This window comes from Bacillus sp. BS98 (assembly GCF_008432245.1).
GTDB lineage: Bacteria > Bacillota > Bacilli > Bacillales > Bacillaceae_G > Bacillus_A > Bacillus_A toyonensis.
In genome coordinates this window covers 221675-241873 of record NZ_CP043831.1, presented here as the reverse complement: position 1 = coordinate 241873, position 20199 = coordinate 221675, and the positions used below count along the sequence as shown (strand labels likewise).

Genomic DNA, 20199 nt, shown 5'->3' with positions numbered 1-20199 from the left:
AATTATACACATTCAAGTAAAAAAGGTCATTGCAACAATGACCCCTACCTCTCCTGTATTTACAAACCTTCTAACTATTCCGAGGTTTGTTTGTTGGTAAATTAAATGCTTTAAAAACTTCTAAATGTACACTTGTTATTTGTCCCTCTATAAAATCAATAAATTTATTAATCTCCATATCAGATGTTTTTGAATTTAAAGTAAAGTCATAAGATACTATAGATTTAGCCTCATCAATATCATAATATGTTAAATTAAATTTCGGACGATTTTCTACACCTTTAACTAATTCATTAAAAAAGTCCTTAATTGAAAAACCATACACCTTAGGTCCTTCTCTCTCCTCAATCACTTCAACCTTAAGTTTCATATCTTCAATTTTAGTAATATTTATTTGAACCTTTCTCATTAGAGCCGTCTTAGGTTCACCATAATTAACAAGAGTATAAGTCGTATTCAGATGCAGCTGTGTTAAATTCATTTCCATAGCTGCATCTCTGGATAAAAATACTTTCATAAATATATCCTCCCCTCTAAAACATTTGACTAAATAAACACCGGTTATATAAGCCTGTTAAACAATATTGCCAACAGGTTTTTATATTCTATAGATATACAATGATTTCGTGATTCATTAATAATAATCCTTTTGGCACTAACTATTATAGCCAAATTCCATACACTCTATTACCATATAGCAACCGTATATCAACATAATTTTACCATATTATGTTGTACAACATCAAACTAACTTTTAGAAAATTCAATTTATTTGAAAAGTTAAAAATAAACCATTGCCATATGGTAACCCTGAATGATAATATAAAAACAAAGGTATCACATTACTTCACTTTTTCGTGTCTATTAAGGAGAAAGAATGCGAATGAATATAACATCGGAACTAAAGAAATGGCTCGCACAAGAGCTCATGATAACTAAAGATGTAGCTGCGCTTCTTGGAGTTTCTAATGCACGAGTTAAAGCCCTGGTTAAAGACGGCCGTTTAATCCCTATTAAGTCTGAAGAAAAATGTACTATTTTCCTTCGTTCTGAGGTTGTTATATTAAAAGAAGAATTGAGAATTAACCGATCAAAGTTTATGAAAAAGGATCCAAAAGATAAATAATATGATTAGACAAGGAGGATAAAAAATGAACAATACAAATCAAAAATTGGTTGATAAAGACGCTAAGAAACTAGGTGCGAAAATACTAGTATTAAAACTCAAAAAAAATAACCAACCTGCAAAATCACGCGTGTTAATTAAAGTGAAATATTCAAATTGCATCGAAGTACATTTGCGAGACAATTTACACTCCACTACAAATGTTTCAATTTTAGAGAGTATCAATGATGTACAAGAACAAATAATCTCAGCTTTAGGCATTCATGATATTAGACTAAAATTTTTACAAGATTCCCGCTGGTTTTTATATGGTCATGATGGTACGATCCGTGAATTTTGCTATGGAGAATTAGAACCAATCAATTTAGATTCAGGCCACTTAGACCGAAACTTCTTAAAACTCACCCTAGACTCTACTCCAGATATTACTTTTGATGTAAGTATTCCTAAGAAACAAAAAAAGAACATCATTAACAAAAAACACCATCAACTTGAATTCCATCTCATCTAATTTAGCCTAAATAATATATTTTCATTTACAACCATGTTTAAAGAAGTGATTTTTTGAAATCCCTTAAAGACCTTTTAAAAAGGAATACCAGGCCGCAATTTCCTATTCAAAATACTAAAGCACTTTCCTCAAAAGAAATTGATTATTTAATTTTAGATTTAAGAGTTAAAAATGATGATAGAAAAAAATTGGATATACCGAAGCCTGTTAAAGAATTCGGGGATTTGATTACTGAAAAATTAGTAAACAAATTAATGTATGGTATCCAATTTAGCGAACTAGAGATAAAGATCTTAAATGGGTTTTATCGTGACGTAGATGTTTCGTTTATTGAATTTCTATTGTTAACCGATTTAATTCAATATGAAGAGCCTAATAAAGTAATAACGGACTTACAACATCAGGAGTACTCTTATATAGAGGGTATTGGTTATTTACGGTTTAGTAGTTATTATTGAACTGATTTGCGGTTCTTAAGAGGATATATAAATTGACTGAAGTTAAATTCTTAAAAAGCATGTGCACAAGTTTCGATAAAGAGGTAATCAAATTAACACCCCAGGTACCTGAAAAAGCATTTTTCACTCGGTCCTGCGAGCATCTCCTTTCTGTATTAAGTATTTATATCATGAGTGAAAAATTTGTAAATGAAGCACCACGAGCAGTTAAGTATAATGGTTTAGTTGGCAGGGATGTACCCTGTACTTCACAAAATAAACATCATGGTCTAGAAATTATTCTTCTATTATCTGTATTACAAATAAGATTTATAAACAAGAAATTCAAACCAAACTCATTATAATTATCATATAGCAAAATAATGATTATTAATTCTCAGCAATGCAATTTAAAATAAAGTTTGATCAAATTGATACGTAAGCGTCAAATATTCCCCACCTACTAGTTGTAAATAACTCATGAGATAATCTCCTTACATACTACATGTGGAGGTTTTTTTATGAAAAGACACCTATTAAAGAAAGAATGGGAAACTTATATTCAAGACTATAAAAACAGTGGATTATCCAAAGTTACCTGGTGTAAAAAACAGAACCTACCGGTTCATCGGCTATATTACTGGCTACAAAAATTATCACTTGAAACTGAAAATCAAAATGAGTGTGTGAATTGGATTTCTATGAATGTCCCTGTCGTAGAAGAAAACGTACATGCCACGATTCGAATTCACATTCAAGAAGCAACCATTGAATTAGATGTACCTTTTACCCCACAAGTACTCCTGCAAGTGATGCAGGCAGTGAAACAACAATGATATCGGAAGTAGCTATTGAAAAGGTATATCTTGCACAAGGGGCAACAGATTTACATAAATCAATTAATGGTCTAGCGGCTATTGTAAAAGAAGAATTTGAGTTAGACCCCTTTTCTTCTTGTTTATTTGTTTTTTGTAATCGCTCACGCGATAAACTAAAAATTCTTGTTTGGGAACATAACGGTTTCTGGTTACATTATCGCAGATTGGAAAAGGGAACGTTTTACTGGCCAACTGGGCATCGGGGTGCGCCACTTACCATATCAAGACGACAACTGAGATGGCTTCTTGATGGATTTGCTTTTCACCAAATACAAGGGCATCAAGCCGTACATGCGAGAACCATTCTATAATAATCATATATGTAAAAGGAATTTGGATAATTTTTTCGAATGGATTTATCTATGAAAACAACACTCTCACATTCAAACCAACCCACAATTGAATCACTTAAAGCTCAAGTAAAGGAACTCACGGCAAAAGTGAGATGGTATGAAGAACAATTTCGTCTTAGTCAACAAAAACAGTTTGGTACGTCTAGCGAAAAAACACCTAATAATCAAATCGCTTTAGAACTGTTTAATGAGGCTGAGAAAGAAAGTAATTCTGAAACACCCGAACCAGCTATTGAAACGATTGAATATCGTTTACCTAATAAGGAACAGGTTTGTTCGTGCTGTGGTGGTGTTTTGCATGAGATGAGTGTAGAAGTCCGTAAGGAACTGACGATTATTCCTGCGGAAGTAAAAGTGACGGAACATAAGAGGTATGTATACGCATGTCGTAAGTGTGAATTAGATGAGATATCCACACCAATTGTGACGGCTAAGATGCCAGCCCCTGCCTTTCCTAAAAGTATCGCTTCCCCATCCATTATGGCGTATATTTTGACACAAAAATATGTAGAAGGATTGCCCCTTTATCGTCAGGAAAAGCATTTTGAACGAGTGGGAATCTTCTTATCACGACAAACAATGGAGAATTGGTTATTGTATGGAGCTGATCGGTGGTTAGTGGCTTTATATGAAAGGATGCATGAACATCTACTTACTCGAACCATCCTTCATGCGGACGAAACAACCTTCCAAGTCTTACGTGAACCTGGGCGAGCCGCAACAACCCAGTCCTATCTGTGATTATATCGTACAGGACGAGATGATATCCCTATCGTTCTCTATGACTATCAACCTACAAGAGCAGGGGAACATCCGAAACGTTTTTTAACTGGTTTTCAAGGGTATTTACAAGTAGATGGATATAGGGGTTACCATCAAGTATCGGACGTCACCCTTGTTGTATGTTGGGCACATGCCAGACGGAAGTTTGATGAAGCCTTAAAGGCTTTACCTGATTCACAGAAGGGGAAAAAAATGAAAGCGAGCGAAGGCTTACACTTCTGTAATCAACTCTATTCGATTGAAAGGAAGCTCAAACATGTTAACCATACAGAACGATATGAGCAGCGACTGGAAAAAAGCAGGCTCATTCTGGACCTTTTTTCAGCATAGACAAACAACAGCTGTGGATACATTTTCATATTGTCATCTCTATATTCCTATCATCCTAATATTATACAGTAAATGTTGTTTATAAAATTAATAAATTATTTTAAAGTCTACGGGAGGAATTTTATGTAGATTTACTTTTTCACAAATCCATATCCTAATGAATTACTTTGGTCCTGTTGCAAAATTTGAAAAAAGAATAAATCAGGTGATAAATGAATAAAAATATTTAAGCAGTGGCTAGTAATTGTTGTAATTCATTGTACGCAGAAAAAACCGAGTCCAGTTGAAGACTTCGTCTATGTTTATATATAGGTAATCGTAAATAAATAGAAGACAGGAGGAATAGCACATGCCGCAAGTTATCTACAAGGAATTTAATAGAGAGGAAATAGGAATGGGCTTTAATACGCAGTCAGGGCTTGCTGTTGGCACAGCCTTAGACGTTGGTGAAATTTCAGAAAACAAAGTTGCACCTGGCTCTGAAGTATTAGCAGAAATCACCATCATAAATACCCATGAAGAAATTATGGATAAATTAGGAATGTCATTCGGAGCACAAGGTAGATATGGATTTTTTTCAGCTTCTGCAAAAGCAAAATTCTCAGAATCCACGAATTACAATTCTACTTCAACCTTTTTAGTTGCGCGTTGTATTGTCCAAAATTCTTTTATTCGAGGAAAGAATTTCCACTTGAAACCGGGACTGGAAGAAGTACTTACAACACCGCCTTTCGACAAGTTTTCCACTGCTTTCGGCGATAGTTTTGTACGTGGACTCCAAACAGGAGGAGAATATTATTGTGTCATCAGGATCACGTCTTTCTCAGAATCCACGCAGTCAGAATTAGCTGCCGAACTAAAAGCTGAATTTGATGGTATAGTCACTGGCATAGGCTTCGAAGCCGCTTATAATAAGGCCAATGCTAATGAAAGAACTAAATCTGAATTTACAGCTACCATGTATCAGCGCGCCGGCATCGGCGAAGAAATCTCTCCGACTATTTCAGTTAAAGAAGCAAAAGATCGTTTCAAGCAATTCCCAAAAATAGCGAAAGCAAACCCGGTTGCGTACGAAACAGAGATTGCAAGCTACGACACACTGGCTCTTCCAGTTCCTTCAGCTGAAGAGAAAGAAGATTTCCTTTTAGCTTTGCGCGATGCACGGGAGAAAAAGCTCTACTATATCCAAAAAAAAAATGATTTTGAATTTGCGTATAAAAATCCGCATTTCTTTGAGATGGGTCCAAAACCAGAGGATCTATTAGATGCCATAAACGTCTATACAAAATTGGCTAATGCCGCAATGGACCACGCCATTAAGATTTCTCGGGGTAAAATGGAGGAACCGAAGCTTTTCGTTCCTTCAATTAACGAGCCTAATATCAAATTGAAGAGAAGGATAGCATCATTTCCTTTTCTTGTGCCATCAGGCATGGCACCTGTACCTTATGTCACCTTTTTGCCAGTAAACGATGCAATTGAAAGAATTAAACATAATGGTCTAATTCCAAAGCTCATCCCGACTTTTGTTGAAGAAGATTCAACCGTAATAAAAGATCACGTTGAGAAACAGTCTCCTGACCCAGGTGCAATTGTCCGGTTGGGATCGTATGTCGAAATATACTACAATACAATTCAAAATCGTGGAGTTCATGGACCACATCTAAGACCAGCGTTTCCCTTTTTAGATCTCCCACGGAGATTATACGAGGTGGAACATTCATTGAGTCGAACAAACTACAGACAATTTTCTAATTACGGACACTCTTTATTTCATTATCCCTATTCCTCCCCAGGCTTTATAGCATGCCAGCACTATAACTATCCTTACTCAATTCGAACAGTAACCTTCCCCTTTATTCCAAAAAAGGTCAATCCCTATTCACTTCCAATAGACACCTATTATTTTTTTGACCCAATTATGCAATTGCAAAAGTGCCCGACCCTAATTTATTTACAAGGGAAAATTATCCCAATAGAGGCTTTCCCGAAAATAATTCAAGGAATTATCAGGGGATTTATCTGACAAACAGTAAGTATAAATAGGTTAACCAAAATTCCCAATGAAATCGTCAAATTGGCACGCCAATACCGCCGTTATCAGGAGGTACACCACCGAGAGTTCTCATTGAAACTTTTCCCACAAAATGAAAGATATGGTCCAACTTGCGGCTCGTCCAGACGAATTGATCCATAATAATCAAATCCGCAAAAAGCTAGAAACGCATTTACTATCCGGTGATGGTGGTTCGTACAAGGCATATTTTAATTTACATCCTGCACCAACCCTACCGAGTTTCTGAGCGAAAGGAGATTATTTGATGACAAATCCATTTCCATCCCCCTATAAGAATCTGCTTAGCGACGACCCTATATTGGGGTTGCGTCTGAATGCTGCTGTCGCGGAAGGGCTCCTTCGGTATCCAATCCTTAACCCCTTTGGAGTTGCCATTTCGTTCGTGGCGATCAATGAGACAACTAATCCTAAAGATTTCACGCATGCAGGAATACGTTTCGGCGACAGCTTTTATACGGCAAGTCTTGTAAAGATGGGCGTACTATACGCAGCCTATGAGTTGCTTAGTAGCGTCAACAAAATATTTGCTGAATCGGGCGTACCAACACCGAATGAAATGTATTCACGGCTGCATCAGGCCTTTGACAAAATAATTACGGAAAAGTTTCTTGCCATACTACAGGTGGCTGAAATTAAATTAACCCCTGTGAACGAAAAAGTAATAAAACCGCCGAAATACGAGCAAATCTTCATCCCTAGTACAACTGGAGGTAGGAAGGTGACATTCCGCCCTCAGTTCCAAGACCATCTTCAACGCATGATTATCAAAGGTGACAACAATTCTGCAGCTGCCTGCATCGAAGCGCTCGGCTACTGCTGGATTAACGGGACTTTGAGCGCGGGAGGTTTCTTTTTTCCTAAGGGGAAGACAGGCATCTGGGTTGGAGGAACCTTCACCGGATCCTTGCCTCCTATCCGTATACCTACCGTGAACGATGGTGAAAATGCGCAGGCTTCAACATGTTTTGACATGGCCACTCTTTACGCGCACATATTCCAAAGGTCGCTAGTGGATGATACGAGCTCATTCGAAATGGGAAAGTTGCTCAGCGATTCAGCAAATATAGGCGATGACTCATCATGGTTGGATTTCAATTCACGAGGACTCCCTACAAGAAATTTCACCGTGACTGGCTCGAAAATTGGGCATGGACCATTGAAGTCAAGGAATTGGGTCGCATCTGAAGGTGCAGTTATAAAACGCAAGCTCAGTGATAACACCGAACGGAAATTTATAGTCGTCTTTCAGAATAGCTTAGATAATAATGATGCGTTGGCCGGGCTCGGGTACATCGTGGACCGCACAATCGACCTCATCCTCTCAGGTCCTTAAGATAACAACGCACCTATCTGACTTGACCTACCCCCATCTTTGTATATAAAGAAGAGGCATTGTATTAATTTTCACAGTAATTTTTAATTCTACTACAATCTGGCCTTTAGTCATAATGAACTAAACGGCTCCCATCGCTTAGCGTAGGTTGCACTTGGTCATAATGTTACTACCGAAAATAGGAAAACCAAGTGTAGAGATACACACGAAAAGGATCCGATATTATGAAGGATGTACAAAAATTTGTTGGTTTAGACGTTTTTAAAAATACTATTGCGATTGCTGATTCTGGTCGTGGTGAACCTAGATTTCATGGAACTATTCAAAATACACCTGAAAACATTCGCAAACTAATGAAAAAGTTAGGAAATCATGAAAATCTACTTGTTTGTTATTCCGGGTATTACCAGCAAAAATAGCTCTCACTCTGATGTTTCTTACCTTATTCATCGTTAGTTTACATAATTAATCTTTCAGAAATTTACACGCAACGAACCCCCTTGGGTGCCAAGAGGGTTCAATTGTTCACAATTTATTATTTATGCGGGATTTTATACAATGTCGATAAATCAACGCTTGCGCACGTTCAAGTGCGCATGAAGGCTGTTATAAAAAAGTATGGTATTATGCAACCTCTTACTCCACAAAATGGCCCTTTAACAGAACAACTTATTGTCACTCAACAGTTCCTTAATCGATTTTTCAATTCCAGATGTTCTTTTCCTTTTCACTATAAATACAACTGTTTGAAAGGAATTATAGAAGATCACCAAGAACACCTTTAAATTTTACAAGATCCTACGAATTGGGTATACTTTTTAATCCCCAATTACCGAGTACTCATCCCTCTCACACATATAGCTTCACCCCAATCACCGAGTACGTTTATTTCTCCAAACTACTGTCCATAATAATAAACAAAGACAAGCCCTTTATTCTTAATAAGATAAGCTCTATTTCAAAAGTCTCAAACTCGGTGATAGGGTGGATGTGGTATAAGCACGTTATTATTTACATTTTATATTTGGACCTTAACTCCAAATGCTCTCAAAACATTAATTATGTCTTTTGCCTTAAGATGAATTTTGGTATTTGGCTCACAAACACCTAATTCAAACAGTGTAAATAGCGTATTATCTGCTACATCTTTAACTATGACTTGTTTTGACTTTAAGTAGTTTTGAAAATGTTGTAGCTGATTTAATGTAAGAATTATAGGTACTTTTGAGACATTGGATTTTTCATCAACGAAGTATATTTTTAAAATCATGTCTCCAGCACTCAACTCCTCCGTTATTCGAAAATCATCTTTTGCATTACCCTTTTTTTCTTTTTCAAGATTTTCAAATACCTGTTCTAAATGATTTAAAAGTACACTCGTTTCTTTAGAAATAACTTTCATATTAATTCTCCTTTCACTTTTTATAATTTGTAATTCTTTAAATCACAATTGAATATCCAAACAATGGATAGAATCTGTTCCTCCCCCCTATAAACTTTTCCTATATCCATTCCCAAAACGCAAAAAGCCTTTCGGAATTACATCGTTATTAGACATGCGAACAAAATGTACGCAATGCATTAATAATGAGTAAACCCGAAAGGCTTAGGTTAGTTATGGATTAGAAAAATATAAAAAAGATATGTTACCATTATATAGCAAATGTAATTTTCAAACAATTTTGTCAATATAATCATTTATTCATAAGGTATCATTTTCATATTTTCCTTAATGGTCGATTTAACAATCAGATCTTGACCTACCATTAAACATGGATACTTTAATGAATTACTCTTCATATATATATGATTCTTGTTTTTGAGTATAATTTTCGCATTATATACGGAAGCTTCTATACATTCTACTTCTGCATTACGACTATTGAAGGCATCATTTGCATGGTCTGTTATGATTATTTTTCTTGTTTTGTTAAAGATAATCACGCGCTTTTCTTTCAATTTCTTCAACCAATTTAATTGAAAGATCATAATCAAAATCGTCTATAACGGTCCCCATAGCCATTACAAATGGTACAATTCCCTTCTCCTTGATAAAATCTTCAATTTTCTTCTCCGCATCCTTTGAAATAATACCAACCCTTTGTGCAATCCCATCTTTAATCTCTTGTATCTCTGTTTGGTCTTGTGTTTTTCCCATGTATTTTTGTTCTAATTTTAAATGTAAGGTTGAGAATGCCAGGCTATCCTGAGTAACATCTATTATTTTAACATCTTCAATTATATCCCCAATTTGCAAGAAATCTTTAATACGTTTAACATACATATTTTGAAACTTTGTAATATGCAATAAACCTTTTCCCTTGTTTTCATCCTGGATTTGCACAAAAACACCATATTTCACTACATTTTCAACCTTAACTGTAACTGATGAATTTTTCTTATACAAATCATTGTAAGATTTCGGTAATAAAGTTGTTTCGTCTATATATCTAGCAATATTCTTATCTAGCGTACCCTTATTTGACACATATCCTCACTCCTTTATATAAAGAAATAATAAAATATGTTAAAGATTATAAAAGTATTACAAATGATTAACCGGTTAAAATCTTGGATTTTTGAACGATTCTAATAAGTCACCAACAACGAATTGATAAACACGAATTACTAAATAAGAAAAAGTAACTGGAATCATGAGGCTGAGCAAAATCATAAAGAAGTCGTATTCTACTCAATCAAATGAAATAATAGTAAAATTTATTGCTATTAGAAATCCAATAATCATATCTAACCTTTGTATACATGGTGTTAATAGATACTTAACTAACTTCTTCATTAATGTGCTCCCCCTATAAAAAAATACTTTTTGATTTGTTTATTTTGTCTACAAAACAACAAGTTTTTTAGTTTATTATTTCACACCTTTATTTTCACTGGACACTATTAGTAAATCGTTTTGTTTATACTTCTTCAAACATTGTATTTTTTAATCTTTGTTCTTCCTCCCATTCTAAAGCTTGAAGTTTCATATGGTTTTCCAGTGCTAATTCTCATGCTTCATCTCGTTCTTTCTCTAGCCGCAATACCTTTTCTTCTAGTCTTTTAATTTGTTTGGCCCTTTTGAAAAACATAGCATCTGCCCCTTGATTTCATTTTTTATCTTCAAGTAATGCAATGTAAACTAGATACTACGAATCTGAAATAAAACAACATTATTATTACAGCTGACCTTAATGAATATATAGTGACATATAAATTATAATTTTCTCCTATACTTCTTATTAGTCCTTTAAAGGCCTACTTTTTAAATTAATAATGGGTAACCGTTACTAATTGTGTAGATTCCTGTTCCCCGTATAACATAACTTTATAGTAATGATACTTCTTCCTGTAATACCCTAAAGTAAATAACGCTAATACTGTTAAAACTAATAAAGAGCCGTTTAGAATTGCTGAAAACATATCAAAAAAGCCTTTTATAAGTAGTGCATCTAAAACCATTAAAGCAATTACAGAAATACATAATTTATATTTGTATCCTACTAATAATTTTTGACATCGATTCAGATCACTTATTTCCTGCACCCCTATATTTTTAGTACAAAATAAACGTCTGTTACCTACATTCTCTCTTAACCACAAAAAGCTGCTTCAGCATATTTACCTGAAGCAGCTCTTGTTATCTCAAAAATGGTAATGGTGCTTGCTGAATTCCGTTTTGAGTTGAGATATAAAAAGATTTTGCGAATCCCTCACTGTGAATGCATTCGTCTATTACGAGCATTATAGGAATCTTTCGTAAGTCTAACATGAGCTCCTTTCTAACATGTTCTGCTAAAGCGAGATTAGATATAGATAAAATAAAAATACCTGGTAAACTCTTTGTATTTTCGAAATTCAATAAATTATTTGGTCCATTTTGAATCTGATCTTCCCAAATTTTCAATCGCGATTTTAAATGTTGTGCATATCGCTGACCTTGTTGTACCCTTTCAAATATGAAGTTTTGATTTCCAATTGGAGTTTTAATTTCTCCAACAGCAATTGGATTATAACCATTACCAGTACCTTTTAGCTTTGGATACCAGCACCAGTTTTTTAATAGCTGTTGGCCTACTGCAAACTCATATTTTATTTGATTCATAGTGACAAATCTTTGTACCCCTACTACTCCAAGCCTTAACCACTGTTCTGGCTTTAAAGAATAGTTTGTATTACGGTTATGATAAGCCCACATCATCAAATGACCAGCAGTATTTAAAGTGATTGGAGCAGAGGTTTTGGGCTGATCCGGAAATAGCCCCGATTTTATCTCCCATCTACTAACAAATCCATACAGTACCAGTTTTTTCAGTGATTCTGAAACCTGTGACCTACTAATTTTAGATTCCACAAAATTTTTAATTTGAGCTTCAGTAATCGCTAATGAATCCCAAATAAGCTTTAATATTAAATTGTCCTTTTCATTTATAAAACCTGAATTAATTCTGTCATATATACTACGTAAATCTGTGAGTGGTTTAAATTTATCTGGAAGAATTGGTCCCCCCTGTAAAGAGGGGTCATCCCAAAGTGATAACGATTCGTCCCTATTAAGCCAATATTGAACCGCCTTTCCATTCTCTTGTACGGAAACCTGCGGCGCACTCATTAGTTATATAAAAACGCCGTTGGATCGTTAACTTTTTTACGTCCAAATGGAAACTTAAAGATAACCCCCGACCCTCTCTCTTTTTCCACATCCACACTTACAATTCTCATACTTACTACGTCATCCAATACTGGCTGTTCGATTATTTTAGGGACAATTCCTTTAATTGTGCAGCCTTGGTCCAATTCAACAAAAACACCAAAACGCGGGTCAACATTTACAACCCTTCCTACAATTGTATCCCCTTCAGCTAATTCAGATAATAACTGATAAGGATTTTCCACGGCAGCTTTTCTAGAAACGTGGATTAGTCGCTGTTCTGGATTAAATTGTAGAACCTTAACTGGGATACGTTCACCAATTGGTGCATAGCGATCCACAGCGTTTTTATACACTCTTCCATAGTTTAGTTCATGTAATTTCATGAAGCATTCCGCACCATTGATGCGTAAGAATATGGTTGGAACCTGAGCATTCATATTGTATCCGGTTACTTCTGCTTCGTAGGTTGGCTCTTGCAGTCTTTCATCTTGCTCCAATTCTATTAACTCACGAATTAACGCATCTGCCGATCTCCTGCTAGCTTCTTTTACTGAAACCTGTACTTTATTTATATCCAGTTCATCAGACATTTGTGTAATTACTACATTAAAAATATTACCTGTGAATTGAGTAATACTTCTAAAAGAGTAATCAGAGAAGTCTTCTTTTTTACAAATACCTATAATCTTACCGTTTTCAAGGGCAAACTCAGCGTATTCAGTATCTGTATCATCTTTGTCATGTTTTTTAACCGTTCTCAATACTGCTTGAATTGGCTCTTTATATCTACGTAATGCCTGTAGCTTTTCATAAGTTTTTGAATCCATAAAAATATCTCCTCTCCCTTGTTCAATATTTATAAAGTTCAAAAATAATACTTCTACTTGAATTATTGTTACTTTTAACTAGGAAACTAAGCTTTTTAGAAATATTTCCTGAAATTTTTAATCATTTTTATACTAGACCGGTCACTTACCTTATTTATAAGAAGTAACGTTTAAATAGTTATATATTAAATTCATGTTATATAGAATTTTTGACTGTGAGGGGGGAAAGGTTCGTATACCACTTAATAAAAAGGGTATTAAAAAAACAAAAGAAGGTTCTCTTTATTTCGTATTGCCTTCAGACTGGTTTCACAAATACGTTGGGCTTTGGGGCTATCTAATTCGGCTCATGGAATTTCATAAACCTATTTGTTCAGTTTTTGGGCACAATTTATAAAATATAAAAAAAGACTTTAAGCAGATGTGCCTAAAGTCTTTAATATCTTTGCTGTATTTATAATAGCTTCCTTTGATGGTCCGTTAAAAACTCTTACTATAAGTGTTATTGGTTTCTTTTTCTTAGTTGTTGTTTCCCATATTGTTGTTAGTACCCCCTGAAACTGTCTTGTCAGTTAGGTACTTGCAATTCAACAGATTTTTAAGACGTTGTTTTATAGAACTTATTTCTTTAATTCAACTTGTTTAAACCCTGCCATTACAATCTATTAAGTAAAACAGTTTATAAGCTGGATTCCTAACACTTATAAAGGGGATAGCCTATTAAAGTGCATAAATAACTTAAGATCTTCTCTATTTGATAAGAACTCAACACCTTGCCTTTTTTATATTTTCTTAAATCCTCAAAAAGCAATATAAAAATTTTTTTGTATTATTGGTAATTTTAATGAAAACCCAAAAATAACTTGCAAAAGTCTTACACATTTGATACGATTAAATATTTACCTTTATTTCTCGATAATATAATTGTAAACTTATAATTACTAACTATAAGTTTAAGGAGAGAGATCAAATGGCGTATGACCATACTTTTAGTTGCATTAAACTTACTGAAGAACAATATGTGAAAGCTGTTGAATTATTAGAAAAATTCAAAAAGGAGTCGATATATAACTTTGAAGTTAGACCATTAGATGTTGTAAGAAATTCCATTCAAACTACACATTATTTTATAATCGAAATGAATCTTTCACGTGAAGACCTAGAACGATTGATTATGGAAAATAATGAGTTGAAGTTGAGAAATAACGAATTAACTGAAGAACACAATTTATATAAATATAAGATTAAAGAATTGACATTGAAGAATGAAGAACTTACAAAAAGGTTAGAAAAAGAGAAAATAAAGTATTTACAGCAAGCAAACTTTAATAGAATAACTTCCTAGATTAACTAGATAAATAATGTAGTGATAAAATATAATGTTTAATACTAATAAAAAGGTGGAATTATTATGGAAAATAAAGAAATTCTTTTAGCAATTACTGAATTAAAATCAAGTATAGACAAACGCTTTGATGCTTTAGAAAAACAATTTGATAAACGTTTAGACAGTGTTAGTGAAGAACTTTACAAAATAAAACAGAATCTAGTTACAGTTGATGGACAACAGTCCGAAGATACTCAAAAACAAATCGATAAAATTGAAAAAGATATAAAAATTCTAAATCAAGATGTAATGTTTTTAGCTGGGAAATTAGGTGTACATGATTTGAAATTAATTGGTATTGAAAATAAAACATACATCAAACGCTAGATTTATATATACAAATATAGTTTTTTAGTTTAGATATTCTAAGCAAAAAATTAGCATTTTCCACTAACCTGCGAATCAAATAATTATTTTATTTTTAGGATCCGTATTGGCACTTTACAATTTGTTGTTTATATGAAAAAAATTCTTCAATATATTAATGTTTCCGGTCATAAGAAATACTAAATATTCCCCCTTGCCTACTTCATATCACAGTGGATAAGGGGGACTTTTCTATTGTACTCGATTACCAACCTACGGCATCTGATCTCTTAAATCTGCTAAAGGTATAAGTTTGTCGACAAGCCATAACTTCTTATTTCCATCATATATAAGGTTTATTTGCATTAATGACATATTATCAGATGAAACACCATTAACTGAAATTTTACTTTTCACTTTTGCTAATACATTTGCTTTGGTGGTATCCAAAAATGCATAATATAACTCGCCACCTGTGTATTCAGATTGAAAGGAAACTTTCTTCTTTTCCTTCTCATCTCCAGCACCAGGGGCAGATTGAATTGGTCCACCTGGTGGTGTTAATTCTTTCTTTGCATTTGGTGTTATATATGCATCGATATTAGCAAGGTATGATTCGCCTTTACCCGTATCATAAGTACGGAAAGCTTTAAGAAATCGTTCTGCAGCTTCCTTTACTTGTTGTTGATTATTACTCTTTAGAGCTGACAATTCCTTTTTCGTATCGTTGTATTGTGCCCCCACCTTTTCCACTTTTTTCGTTAATTTTATATTATCAGTTTTAAGTTTTTCATTATCAGATTGATATTTTATTAAAAACCCTACACTAGCTATTAATAAAATTGCTATTATAATGGTGATTTTCTTCATGATTTACCTCCTTTTCGCAGTTTCATAAGTTGCTAGATGTTACATCCATTATTATCTAACTACACGACCATATCCCGCAAAATGCTGTTGAAAATATGGTTTACCTAAATCAGCATAGCCAATCGGATCGCCAGCATGATACATTGTATTATTTCCTACATAAATGCCAACATGCGTAATGTAGTTACTTGTAGCATAAGTACTATGGAAAAACACTAAATCTCCTGGCTTAGGATCTGTTATGCGTTGGGTTTTATCCCATTGGGTTTGTGCAGTACCAAATAAATTAATACCAACTCTTGAATACGTATACTCAATAATTCCACTACAGTCAAATGACGTATTTGGTGTTCGCCCTCCAAACACATATGGCCATCCTTGATACTTTAGTGCTTCTGCCATAATTGCTTGGAATACATCATCACCTAAAACGCTACCACCAGCAATTCCACCAGAACCACCAGGGGTTTGACCAGGTTGATAGTATCTCATAATATGTGGGACATAGTCTGGATCACCATAACACCAATTATTAGCTACTGCCTCCGCACTTCGCCATGATGCACATCTATAACCATTTTTAGCTGATTGTTCTGCAGAAAATGCTCTTGCATTCTCGTGTGTATATCCACCTTTCAATACTGCATAGTTAGCGTATCCGGTTCCGTAGTTATAACATTGTAATGTAGTATTTTGATCACCATTTGATTTTTTATGACAATCAGCAAAATGCATTAAACCATATTTTATACTTTCCTCTGGATCAGTAAAATACCCCGGAGGATACCCTTGTGATTCTGAACTTTGCATAACATCCAATTGTGTTCCAGAACTTTCTTGTTGAATAAGAGCTAATATTAATGGGGTCATTGCTTCTATGCCATGTTGCGCCGCATATTTCCTTACCAATGGCTCCCATCTCATTACTTCAGGACTGACACTTGCAGTACCCGGTGCAAAAGGACCACCAATTCCGCCAGGACTGACTTCATCTTCACTCATTGTGGCAGTTAATAAAAATATCACTATACCTAAACCTAAAACAACAGCCATAATAACACCAGCAACTATTAATAACGGCTTTGCAACAGCAACTGTAGCAGCCTTCTGTGCTACTTTTACTGCTACTTTCTTACCTACTTGCGCAACTGCTTTACCCGCTATTTTTGATCCTTTACCAGCCGCCTTCCCTAAAGAATGGCCTGCCTTTTTCAAGGCAGGCTTAGCATTCCCTAGTTCAGCTTCAGGATGGTGTTCATTTTCAAGGTCGCGATTTGGTTCCGCACTCAATGTATAAACCCTCCCTCATGAGCTGAATTATTTTGGTTTTATGGTTTCTTTTGCTTTTACATTTTTTAAAGCTTCTTGTTGTGTTTGTGCTTTTGCGTTAACTTTCTTAATATCTGCTCCTTCTTTTACATGTTGTTGATTATTCACTTTAGAAACATTTTTAGTTTGTTGTTGATTAACTGGTTTTACCTCTACTGGTTTTTGTGGTGTACTCACATGGGAAGTAGTGACTGGCTTACTCTCAATTGGATTCGATTGTAATGGTGTTGTTCCTGACTGCGGTGTTGTGATCGGCTTAATTTCCATCAGATTCGCTGGTGTTGGTGTTGTTCCTGACTGTGGTGTTGTGATTGGCTTACTTTCCATTGGATTCGCTGGTGTTGGTGTTGTTCCTGACTGTGGTGTTGTGATTGGCTTACTTTCCATTGGATTCGCTGGTGTTGGTGTTGTTCCTGACTGTGGTGTTGTGATTGGCTTACTTTCCATCGGATTCGCTGGTGTTGGTGTTGTTCCTAACTGTGGTGTTGTAATTGGTTTACTCTCATTCGGATTCGATGGCAATGGTGTCGTTCCTGACTGTGGTGTTGTAATTGGTTTATCATCCGTTGACTTAGTTTGACCCGTTGGTGTTTTAATTGCGGCTACTGGTTTTACTTCCGCTTTTACATCTTCTTTCTTATTCTCGAGACCACCATTATTTTGAGTTGCAGCTGGTCTGATTTGAGCTTTTACATCTTCTTTATTACCTAGTTCCTCATTTAATGGTGCTACTGGTTTAGCATCCACCTTTACATCTTCTTTATCTTTTAATTCTGCTTGTTGTACTTCAGGATTATTATCTTGATGTTTCTCTCGTACTGCTAATTCTGGATTTTCTTTAGTTGCGGCTACTTCTTCCTGAACCCTTTCTTGCTCCTGATTTCCTTTTCTATCGCGAACACCTAAGTTTTCTTCTTTTTTCATTTGATTAATATTTTTTTCTTTTTCTGCTTGCATTTGCTCTTTTTCCTTACGTTTACCATCTGCTACCTTTTCTTTTCTATCTGCATAGTTTTCTTTCAACTGCTTAAACTTACTATAACCTGATTTGCCCATTTTCCCGGCCATTGCCGCACTTGCAACACCCGCGGCGCCAGCTACTGCTACACCTCTGCCAACTGTCTTAGATCCATGTTTAACATCACGATATTTCTGCCTAATATTACTCATAGCATCTGATGCCCGTGCAGCTCCTGCACTTGCTGGTACTGTAGTAATAGCATCAAAAATTGTTTTACGGTACAACCAAACACCCAAGAATGAAAGTATTTGTAGTATAGCTACAACTAAGTATCCATACTTATCAGTAGCACTGAACAAAATTGACGATACCCAAAACATTAAGGTCACCAGGAAACCAATTGCAACTTTCATAAGCAATGTTCTAAACAGTTCGGCTAAGAACTTTTTAGCAGTTCCAGTCCACGCAGGTACTAATGCCATTAATAACATTACAGGAGACATTAGCGCTACGATGATAAACATTAATTGATAAAATAACATCGCCATACTGCATAATCCCAATACAATCCATAAAGGAGCATTAATAACACCTAGTAGTAATACGAGTGCCCCCCTCTCAAAAGTAGCATCTAACGACAGTGTTTGGTTTTTCTGAACCTCAACTTCATCCTTTAAAAGAGCTTTTCTTTCATCAGGATCTGTCGTTGTTAACATTTTCTTTATTCTTTCATCACCGATTTTCTTCATATCTGTTGTGCCAAACTGTAATAATGTATAAGGTTGCTTTATTAATAGAGTGTGTGTTAAATCTGTAATGGAATCGACACCACTTGAATGCCCTTCACTTGCTCCACTAATACTTTGAGATGAATCAAGAACAGTTTTATTTACTTGCTCTGAAAAATTATTTAATCCTTTGATGATATAACTTGAATTCGCGAAAAAACCTAGAGTGAAAACTAAAATACCTAATGCTTTTAACAATCCTCCTAGCATCTCTGACTGGCGTCGTTGTACAAAACCTACCCAGATAACCCAGCATGCTAGTAAAGCTAACATGAGCCCAATTAGTTCACTATATATCCCATTACCCCAAGAACCATTGAACCCTGCTGTTTTAGATATTACCTCACCCAACTTATCTCCAACATCAGCAACTATATTTAAGCTCATTGATTGGCCTACTAAACTTGTTACCAAACTACTAATTGCAAGGTTTACTGTCCATGCAATACTAATTAATATAAAAATAGTTGCTACAATTTGTTCTTTAATATTATCTTTCCATTTCCAAAATTTAAGAGATTCTCCAAATCCACCTTCTGGAGTATAAACATCGATGCTATAACTACTTGGTGGATATTCCTCAAATTTTAATTTCTCTTTGCTTTTTGGAATAATGTTGTCTATTAGTGAAGGTCTTGGTTCCTCTTCCGCATAGACTGGTGCAGCTTTAAAAAGTAAATTAAATGCTAAAAGCAAAGTACAAATTAATAACAATAGGGTAATAAACTTTTTCATTACATGTTACTCCCCCTCTATGGGAAACCTATTAATCTTTTGAACTAAACTCACTTGTCGGTTTAGTATTTGCTACTTCATCAATTTCATTTCGTTCAGGGCCAGTATAACTTCGAACTTTGAATCCATCTTCTGTACGAACTACTCTTACCCATTTCACTGCTTTATCGATATTTTTAGGGGGCTTCTTTGAAATAAAGTTATACATAATTGTATCCTTATCTACCACATATTCTTTTACTGTGTAATCTTTATAAGATAAATTATTTTGAGGTCCTTTATTAGGATCCAATATTTTATTTTTCTCCCCATCGACAACTAATTTACGTATTGTTTTATAATCATGTCTTAAATCTGCGTTTACAAAGTCAAGCATCATTTCTCTTGGAGTGTGTCCCTGTTTATCTGTTTCTTCTCCTACACTTGTGTCACTATTACCACATGCCGCACTTAAAAATAGAGTACCTACACATAGACTTGTTAGAATAATTTTTTTGAATTTAGTTTTTACCAT

21 protein-coding genes and 2 pseudogenes are annotated in these 20199 nt (G+C 34.8%); 12 read left to right on the top strand and 11 right to left on the bottom strand.

Annotated features, from left to right (window positions below; all coding sequences use genetic code 11):
• Positions 1-70: 70 nt before the first annotated feature.
• The gene (locus F0362_RS28310; RefSeq protein WP_149890147.1) at positions 71-517 is read right to left on the bottom strand and encodes a hypothetical protein; all 447 of its coding nucleotides are present in this window, start codon (positions 515-517) and stop codon (positions 71-73) included.
• Between the two features lie 366 nt (positions 518-883).
• Between F0362_RS28310 and F0362_RS28305 the strand changes: the two genes are divergently transcribed.
• The 7 genes and pseudogenes from F0362_RS28305 to F0362_RS28275 all read left to right on the top strand — a co-directional run.
• Positions 884-1126 (top strand): helix-turn-helix transcriptional regulator, encoded by a 243-nt coding sequence (locus F0362_RS28305; protein ID WP_253265958.1) that lies wholly within the window; start codon positions 884-886, stop codon positions 1124-1126.
• A gap of 25 nt (positions 1127-1151) precedes the next feature.
• Positions 1152-1637, top strand: coding sequence for a hypothetical protein (locus F0362_RS28300; RefSeq protein WP_149890145.1), 486 nt, complete (start codon positions 1152-1154; stop codon positions 1635-1637).
• Between the two features lie 53 nt (positions 1638-1690).
• Positions 1691-2095: a hypothetical protein gene (locus F0362_RS28295; RefSeq protein ID WP_149890144.1), complete on the top strand. Its 405-nt coding sequence runs from the start codon at positions 1691-1693 to the stop codon at positions 2093-2095.
• A 32-nt stretch (positions 2096-2127) separates the two neighbouring features.
• A complete protein-coding gene (locus tag F0362_RS30755; protein ID WP_216370152.1) occupies positions 2128-2439 on the top strand; it encodes a hypothetical protein in 312 nt (103 codons plus the stop codon).
• Between the two features lie 156 nt (positions 2440-2595).
• Positions 2596-2910 carry an IS66 family insertion sequence element accessory protein TnpA gene (locus F0362_RS28285; protein WP_149890143.1) on the top strand — a complete coding sequence of 105 codons (315 nt, stop codon included), beginning with the start codon at positions 2596-2598 and terminating at the stop codon, positions 2908-2910.
• Complete coding sequence (tnpB, locus tag F0362_RS28280; RefSeq protein ID WP_149890142.1) at positions 2907-3263, top strand: IS66 family insertion sequence element accessory protein TnpB; 357 nt, start codon at positions 2907-2909, stop codon at positions 3261-3263. Before F0362_RS28285 ends, tnpB begins: the two co-directional genes overlap by 4 nt.
• Before the next feature lie 39 nt (positions 3264-3302).
• Positions 3303-4415 (top strand): annotated as a pseudogene (locus tag F0362_RS28275) (IS66 family transposase); the annotation flags it as partial.
• Positions 4416-4644: 229 nt separating this feature from the next.
• Here the strand turns inward: F0362_RS28275 and F0362_RS31095 are convergent.
• Positions 4645-4728: pseudogene (locus F0362_RS31095) on the bottom strand (IS6 family transposase); the annotation flags it as partial.
• A 39-nt stretch (positions 4729-4767) separates the two neighbouring features.
• On the opposite strand from F0362_RS31095, the gene F0362_RS28265 reads away from it, so the two are divergent.
• The 3 genes from F0362_RS28265 (at position 4768) to F0362_RS28255 (ending at position 8247) form a co-directional block, all read left to right on the top strand.
• Entirely contained in the window at positions 4768-6444 is a 1677-nt protein-coding gene (locus F0362_RS28265; RefSeq protein WP_149890141.1) for a PASTA domain-containing protein, read from the top strand.
• 295 nt (positions 6445-6739) lie between these two features.
• Positions 6740-7828, top strand: a complete 1089-nt coding sequence (locus tag F0362_RS28260; protein WP_149890140.1) for a hypothetical protein — start codon at positions 6740-6742, stop codon at positions 7826-7828.
• Between the two features lie 224 nt (positions 7829-8052).
• A complete protein-coding gene (locus F0362_RS28255; protein ID WP_149890139.1) occupies positions 8053-8247 on the top strand; it encodes a hypothetical protein in 195 nt (64 codons plus the stop codon).
• Positions 8248-8846: 599 nt separating this feature from the next.
• Here the strand turns inward: F0362_RS28255 and F0362_RS28250 are convergent.
• From F0362_RS28250 to F0362_RS28220, 5 genes are all read right to left on the bottom strand, one after another.
• On the bottom strand, positions 8847-9230 hold the full coding sequence (locus tag F0362_RS28250) for a hypothetical protein (protein WP_149890138.1): 384 nt from the start codon (positions 9228-9230) through the stop codon (positions 8847-8849).
• Positions 9231-9758: 528 nt separating this feature from the next.
• The gene (locus F0362_RS28240; RefSeq protein ID WP_149890136.1) at positions 9759-10316 is read right to left on the bottom strand and encodes a S1 RNA-binding domain-containing protein; all 558 of its coding nucleotides are present in this window, start codon (positions 10314-10316) and stop codon (positions 9759-9761) included.
• 782 nt (positions 10317-11098) lie between these two features.
• Positions 11099-11431: a hypothetical protein gene (locus tag F0362_RS28230; RefSeq protein WP_253265957.1), complete on the bottom strand. Its 333-nt coding sequence runs from the start codon at positions 11429-11431 to the stop codon at positions 11099-11101.
• Between the two features lie 37 nt (positions 11432-11468).
• The gene (locus F0362_RS28225) at positions 11469-12440 is read right to left on the bottom strand and encodes a hypothetical protein (protein ID WP_001275777.1); all 972 of its coding nucleotides are present in this window, start codon (positions 12438-12440) and stop codon (positions 11469-11471) included.
• Positions 12440-13309, bottom strand: coding sequence for an RNA-binding protein (locus tag F0362_RS28220; RefSeq protein ID WP_149890135.1), 870 nt, complete (start codon positions 13307-13309; stop codon positions 12440-12442). The genes F0362_RS28225 and F0362_RS28220 overlap by 1 nt, the downstream gene beginning before the upstream one ends.
• A 970-nt stretch (positions 13310-14279) precedes the next feature.
• On the opposite strand from F0362_RS28220, the gene F0362_RS28210 reads away from it, so the two are divergent.
• Together F0362_RS28210 and F0362_RS28205 are read left to right on the top strand one after the other, a co-directional pair.
• On the top strand, positions 14280-14654 hold the full coding sequence (locus F0362_RS28210) for a hypothetical protein (protein WP_000312789.1): 375 nt from the start codon (positions 14280-14282) through the stop codon (positions 14652-14654).
• A gap of 66 nt (positions 14655-14720) precedes the next feature.
• Positions 14721-15023: a hypothetical protein gene (locus F0362_RS28205; RefSeq protein WP_000428112.1), complete on the top strand. Its 303-nt coding sequence runs from the start codon at positions 14721-14723 to the stop codon at positions 15021-15023.
• A 252-nt stretch (positions 15024-15275) separates the two neighbouring features.
• Here F0362_RS28205 and F0362_RS28200 read toward each other — a convergent pair whose 3' ends face one another.
• The 4 genes from F0362_RS28200 to F0362_RS28185 are packed head-to-tail and all read right to left on the bottom strand — an operon-like array spanning position 15276 to position 20199.
• Positions 15276-15872 carry a hypothetical protein gene (locus F0362_RS28200; protein ID WP_000724395.1) on the bottom strand — a complete coding sequence of 199 codons (597 nt, stop codon included), beginning with the start codon at positions 15870-15872 and terminating at the stop codon, positions 15276-15278.
• Between the two features lie 51 nt (positions 15873-15923).
• Positions 15924-17162, bottom strand: a complete 1239-nt coding sequence (locus tag F0362_RS28195) for a bifunctional lytic transglycosylase/C40 family peptidase (protein WP_098009447.1) — start codon at positions 17160-17162, stop codon at positions 15924-15926.
• Between the two features lie 27 nt (positions 17163-17189).
• Entirely contained in the window at positions 17190-19685 is a 2496-nt protein-coding gene (locus tag F0362_RS28190; protein ID WP_149890134.1) for a CD3337/EF1877 family mobilome membrane protein, read from the bottom strand.
• 31 nt (positions 19686-19716) lie between these two features.
• On the bottom strand, positions 19717-20199 hold the full coding sequence (locus tag F0362_RS28185) for a hypothetical protein (RefSeq protein ID WP_052943587.1): 483 nt from the start codon (positions 20197-20199) through the stop codon (positions 19717-19719).

Coding starts and splice junctions, on each gene's coding strand:
- F0362_RS28310 (WP_149890147.1), bottom strand. CDS start 517: ATGAAAGTATTTTTATCCAGAGATGCAGCTATGGAAATGAATTTAACA.
- F0362_RS28305 (WP_253265958.1), top strand. CDS start 884: ATGAATATAACATCGGAACTAAAGAAATGGCTCGCACAAGAGCTCATG.
- F0362_RS28300 (WP_149890145.1), top strand. CDS start 1,152: ATGAACAATACAAATCAAAAATTGGTTGATAAAGACGCTAAGAAACTA.
- F0362_RS28285 (WP_149890143.1), top strand. CDS start 2,596: ATGAAAAGACACCTATTAAAGAAAGAATGGGAAACTTATATTCAAGAC.
- tnpB (WP_149890142.1), top strand. CDS start 2,907: ATGATATCGGAAGTAGCTATTGAAAAGGTATATCTTGCACAAGGGGCA.
- F0362_RS28265 (WP_149890141.1), top strand. CDS start 4,768: ATGCCGCAAGTTATCTACAAGGAATTTAATAGAGAGGAAATAGGAATG.
- F0362_RS28260 (WP_149890140.1), top strand. CDS start 6,740: ATGACAAATCCATTTCCATCCCCCTATAAGAATCTGCTTAGCGACGAC.
- F0362_RS28255 (WP_149890139.1), top strand. CDS start 8,053: ATGAAGGATGTACAAAAATTTGTTGGTTTAGACGTTTTTAAAAATACT.
- F0362_RS28250 (WP_149890138.1), bottom strand. CDS start 9,230: ATGAAAGTTATTTCTAAAGAAACGAGTGTACTTTTAAATCATTTAGAA.
- F0362_RS28225 (WP_001275777.1), bottom strand. CDS start 12,440: ATGAGTGCGCCGCAGGTTTCCGTACAAGAGAATGGAAAGGCGGTTCAA.
- F0362_RS28220 (WP_149890135.1), bottom strand. CDS start 13,309: ATGGATTCAAAAACTTATGAAAAGCTACAGGCATTACGTAGATATAAA.
- F0362_RS28210 (WP_000312789.1), top strand. CDS start 14,280: ATGGCGTATGACCATACTTTTAGTTGCATTAAACTTACTGAAGAACAA.
- F0362_RS28205 (WP_000428112.1), top strand. CDS start 14,721: ATGGAAAATAAAGAAATTCTTTTAGCAATTACTGAATTAAAATCAAGT.
- F0362_RS28200 (WP_000724395.1), bottom strand. CDS start 15,872: ATGAAGAAAATCACCATTATAATAGCAATTTTATTAATAGCTAGTGTA.
- F0362_RS28190 (WP_149890134.1), bottom strand. CDS start 19,685: ATGAAAAAGTTTATTACCCTATTGTTATTAATTTGTACTTTGCTTTTA.
- F0362_RS28185 (WP_052943587.1), bottom strand. CDS start 20,199: ATGGTAAAAACTAAATTCAAAAAAATTATTCTAACAAGTCTATGTGTA.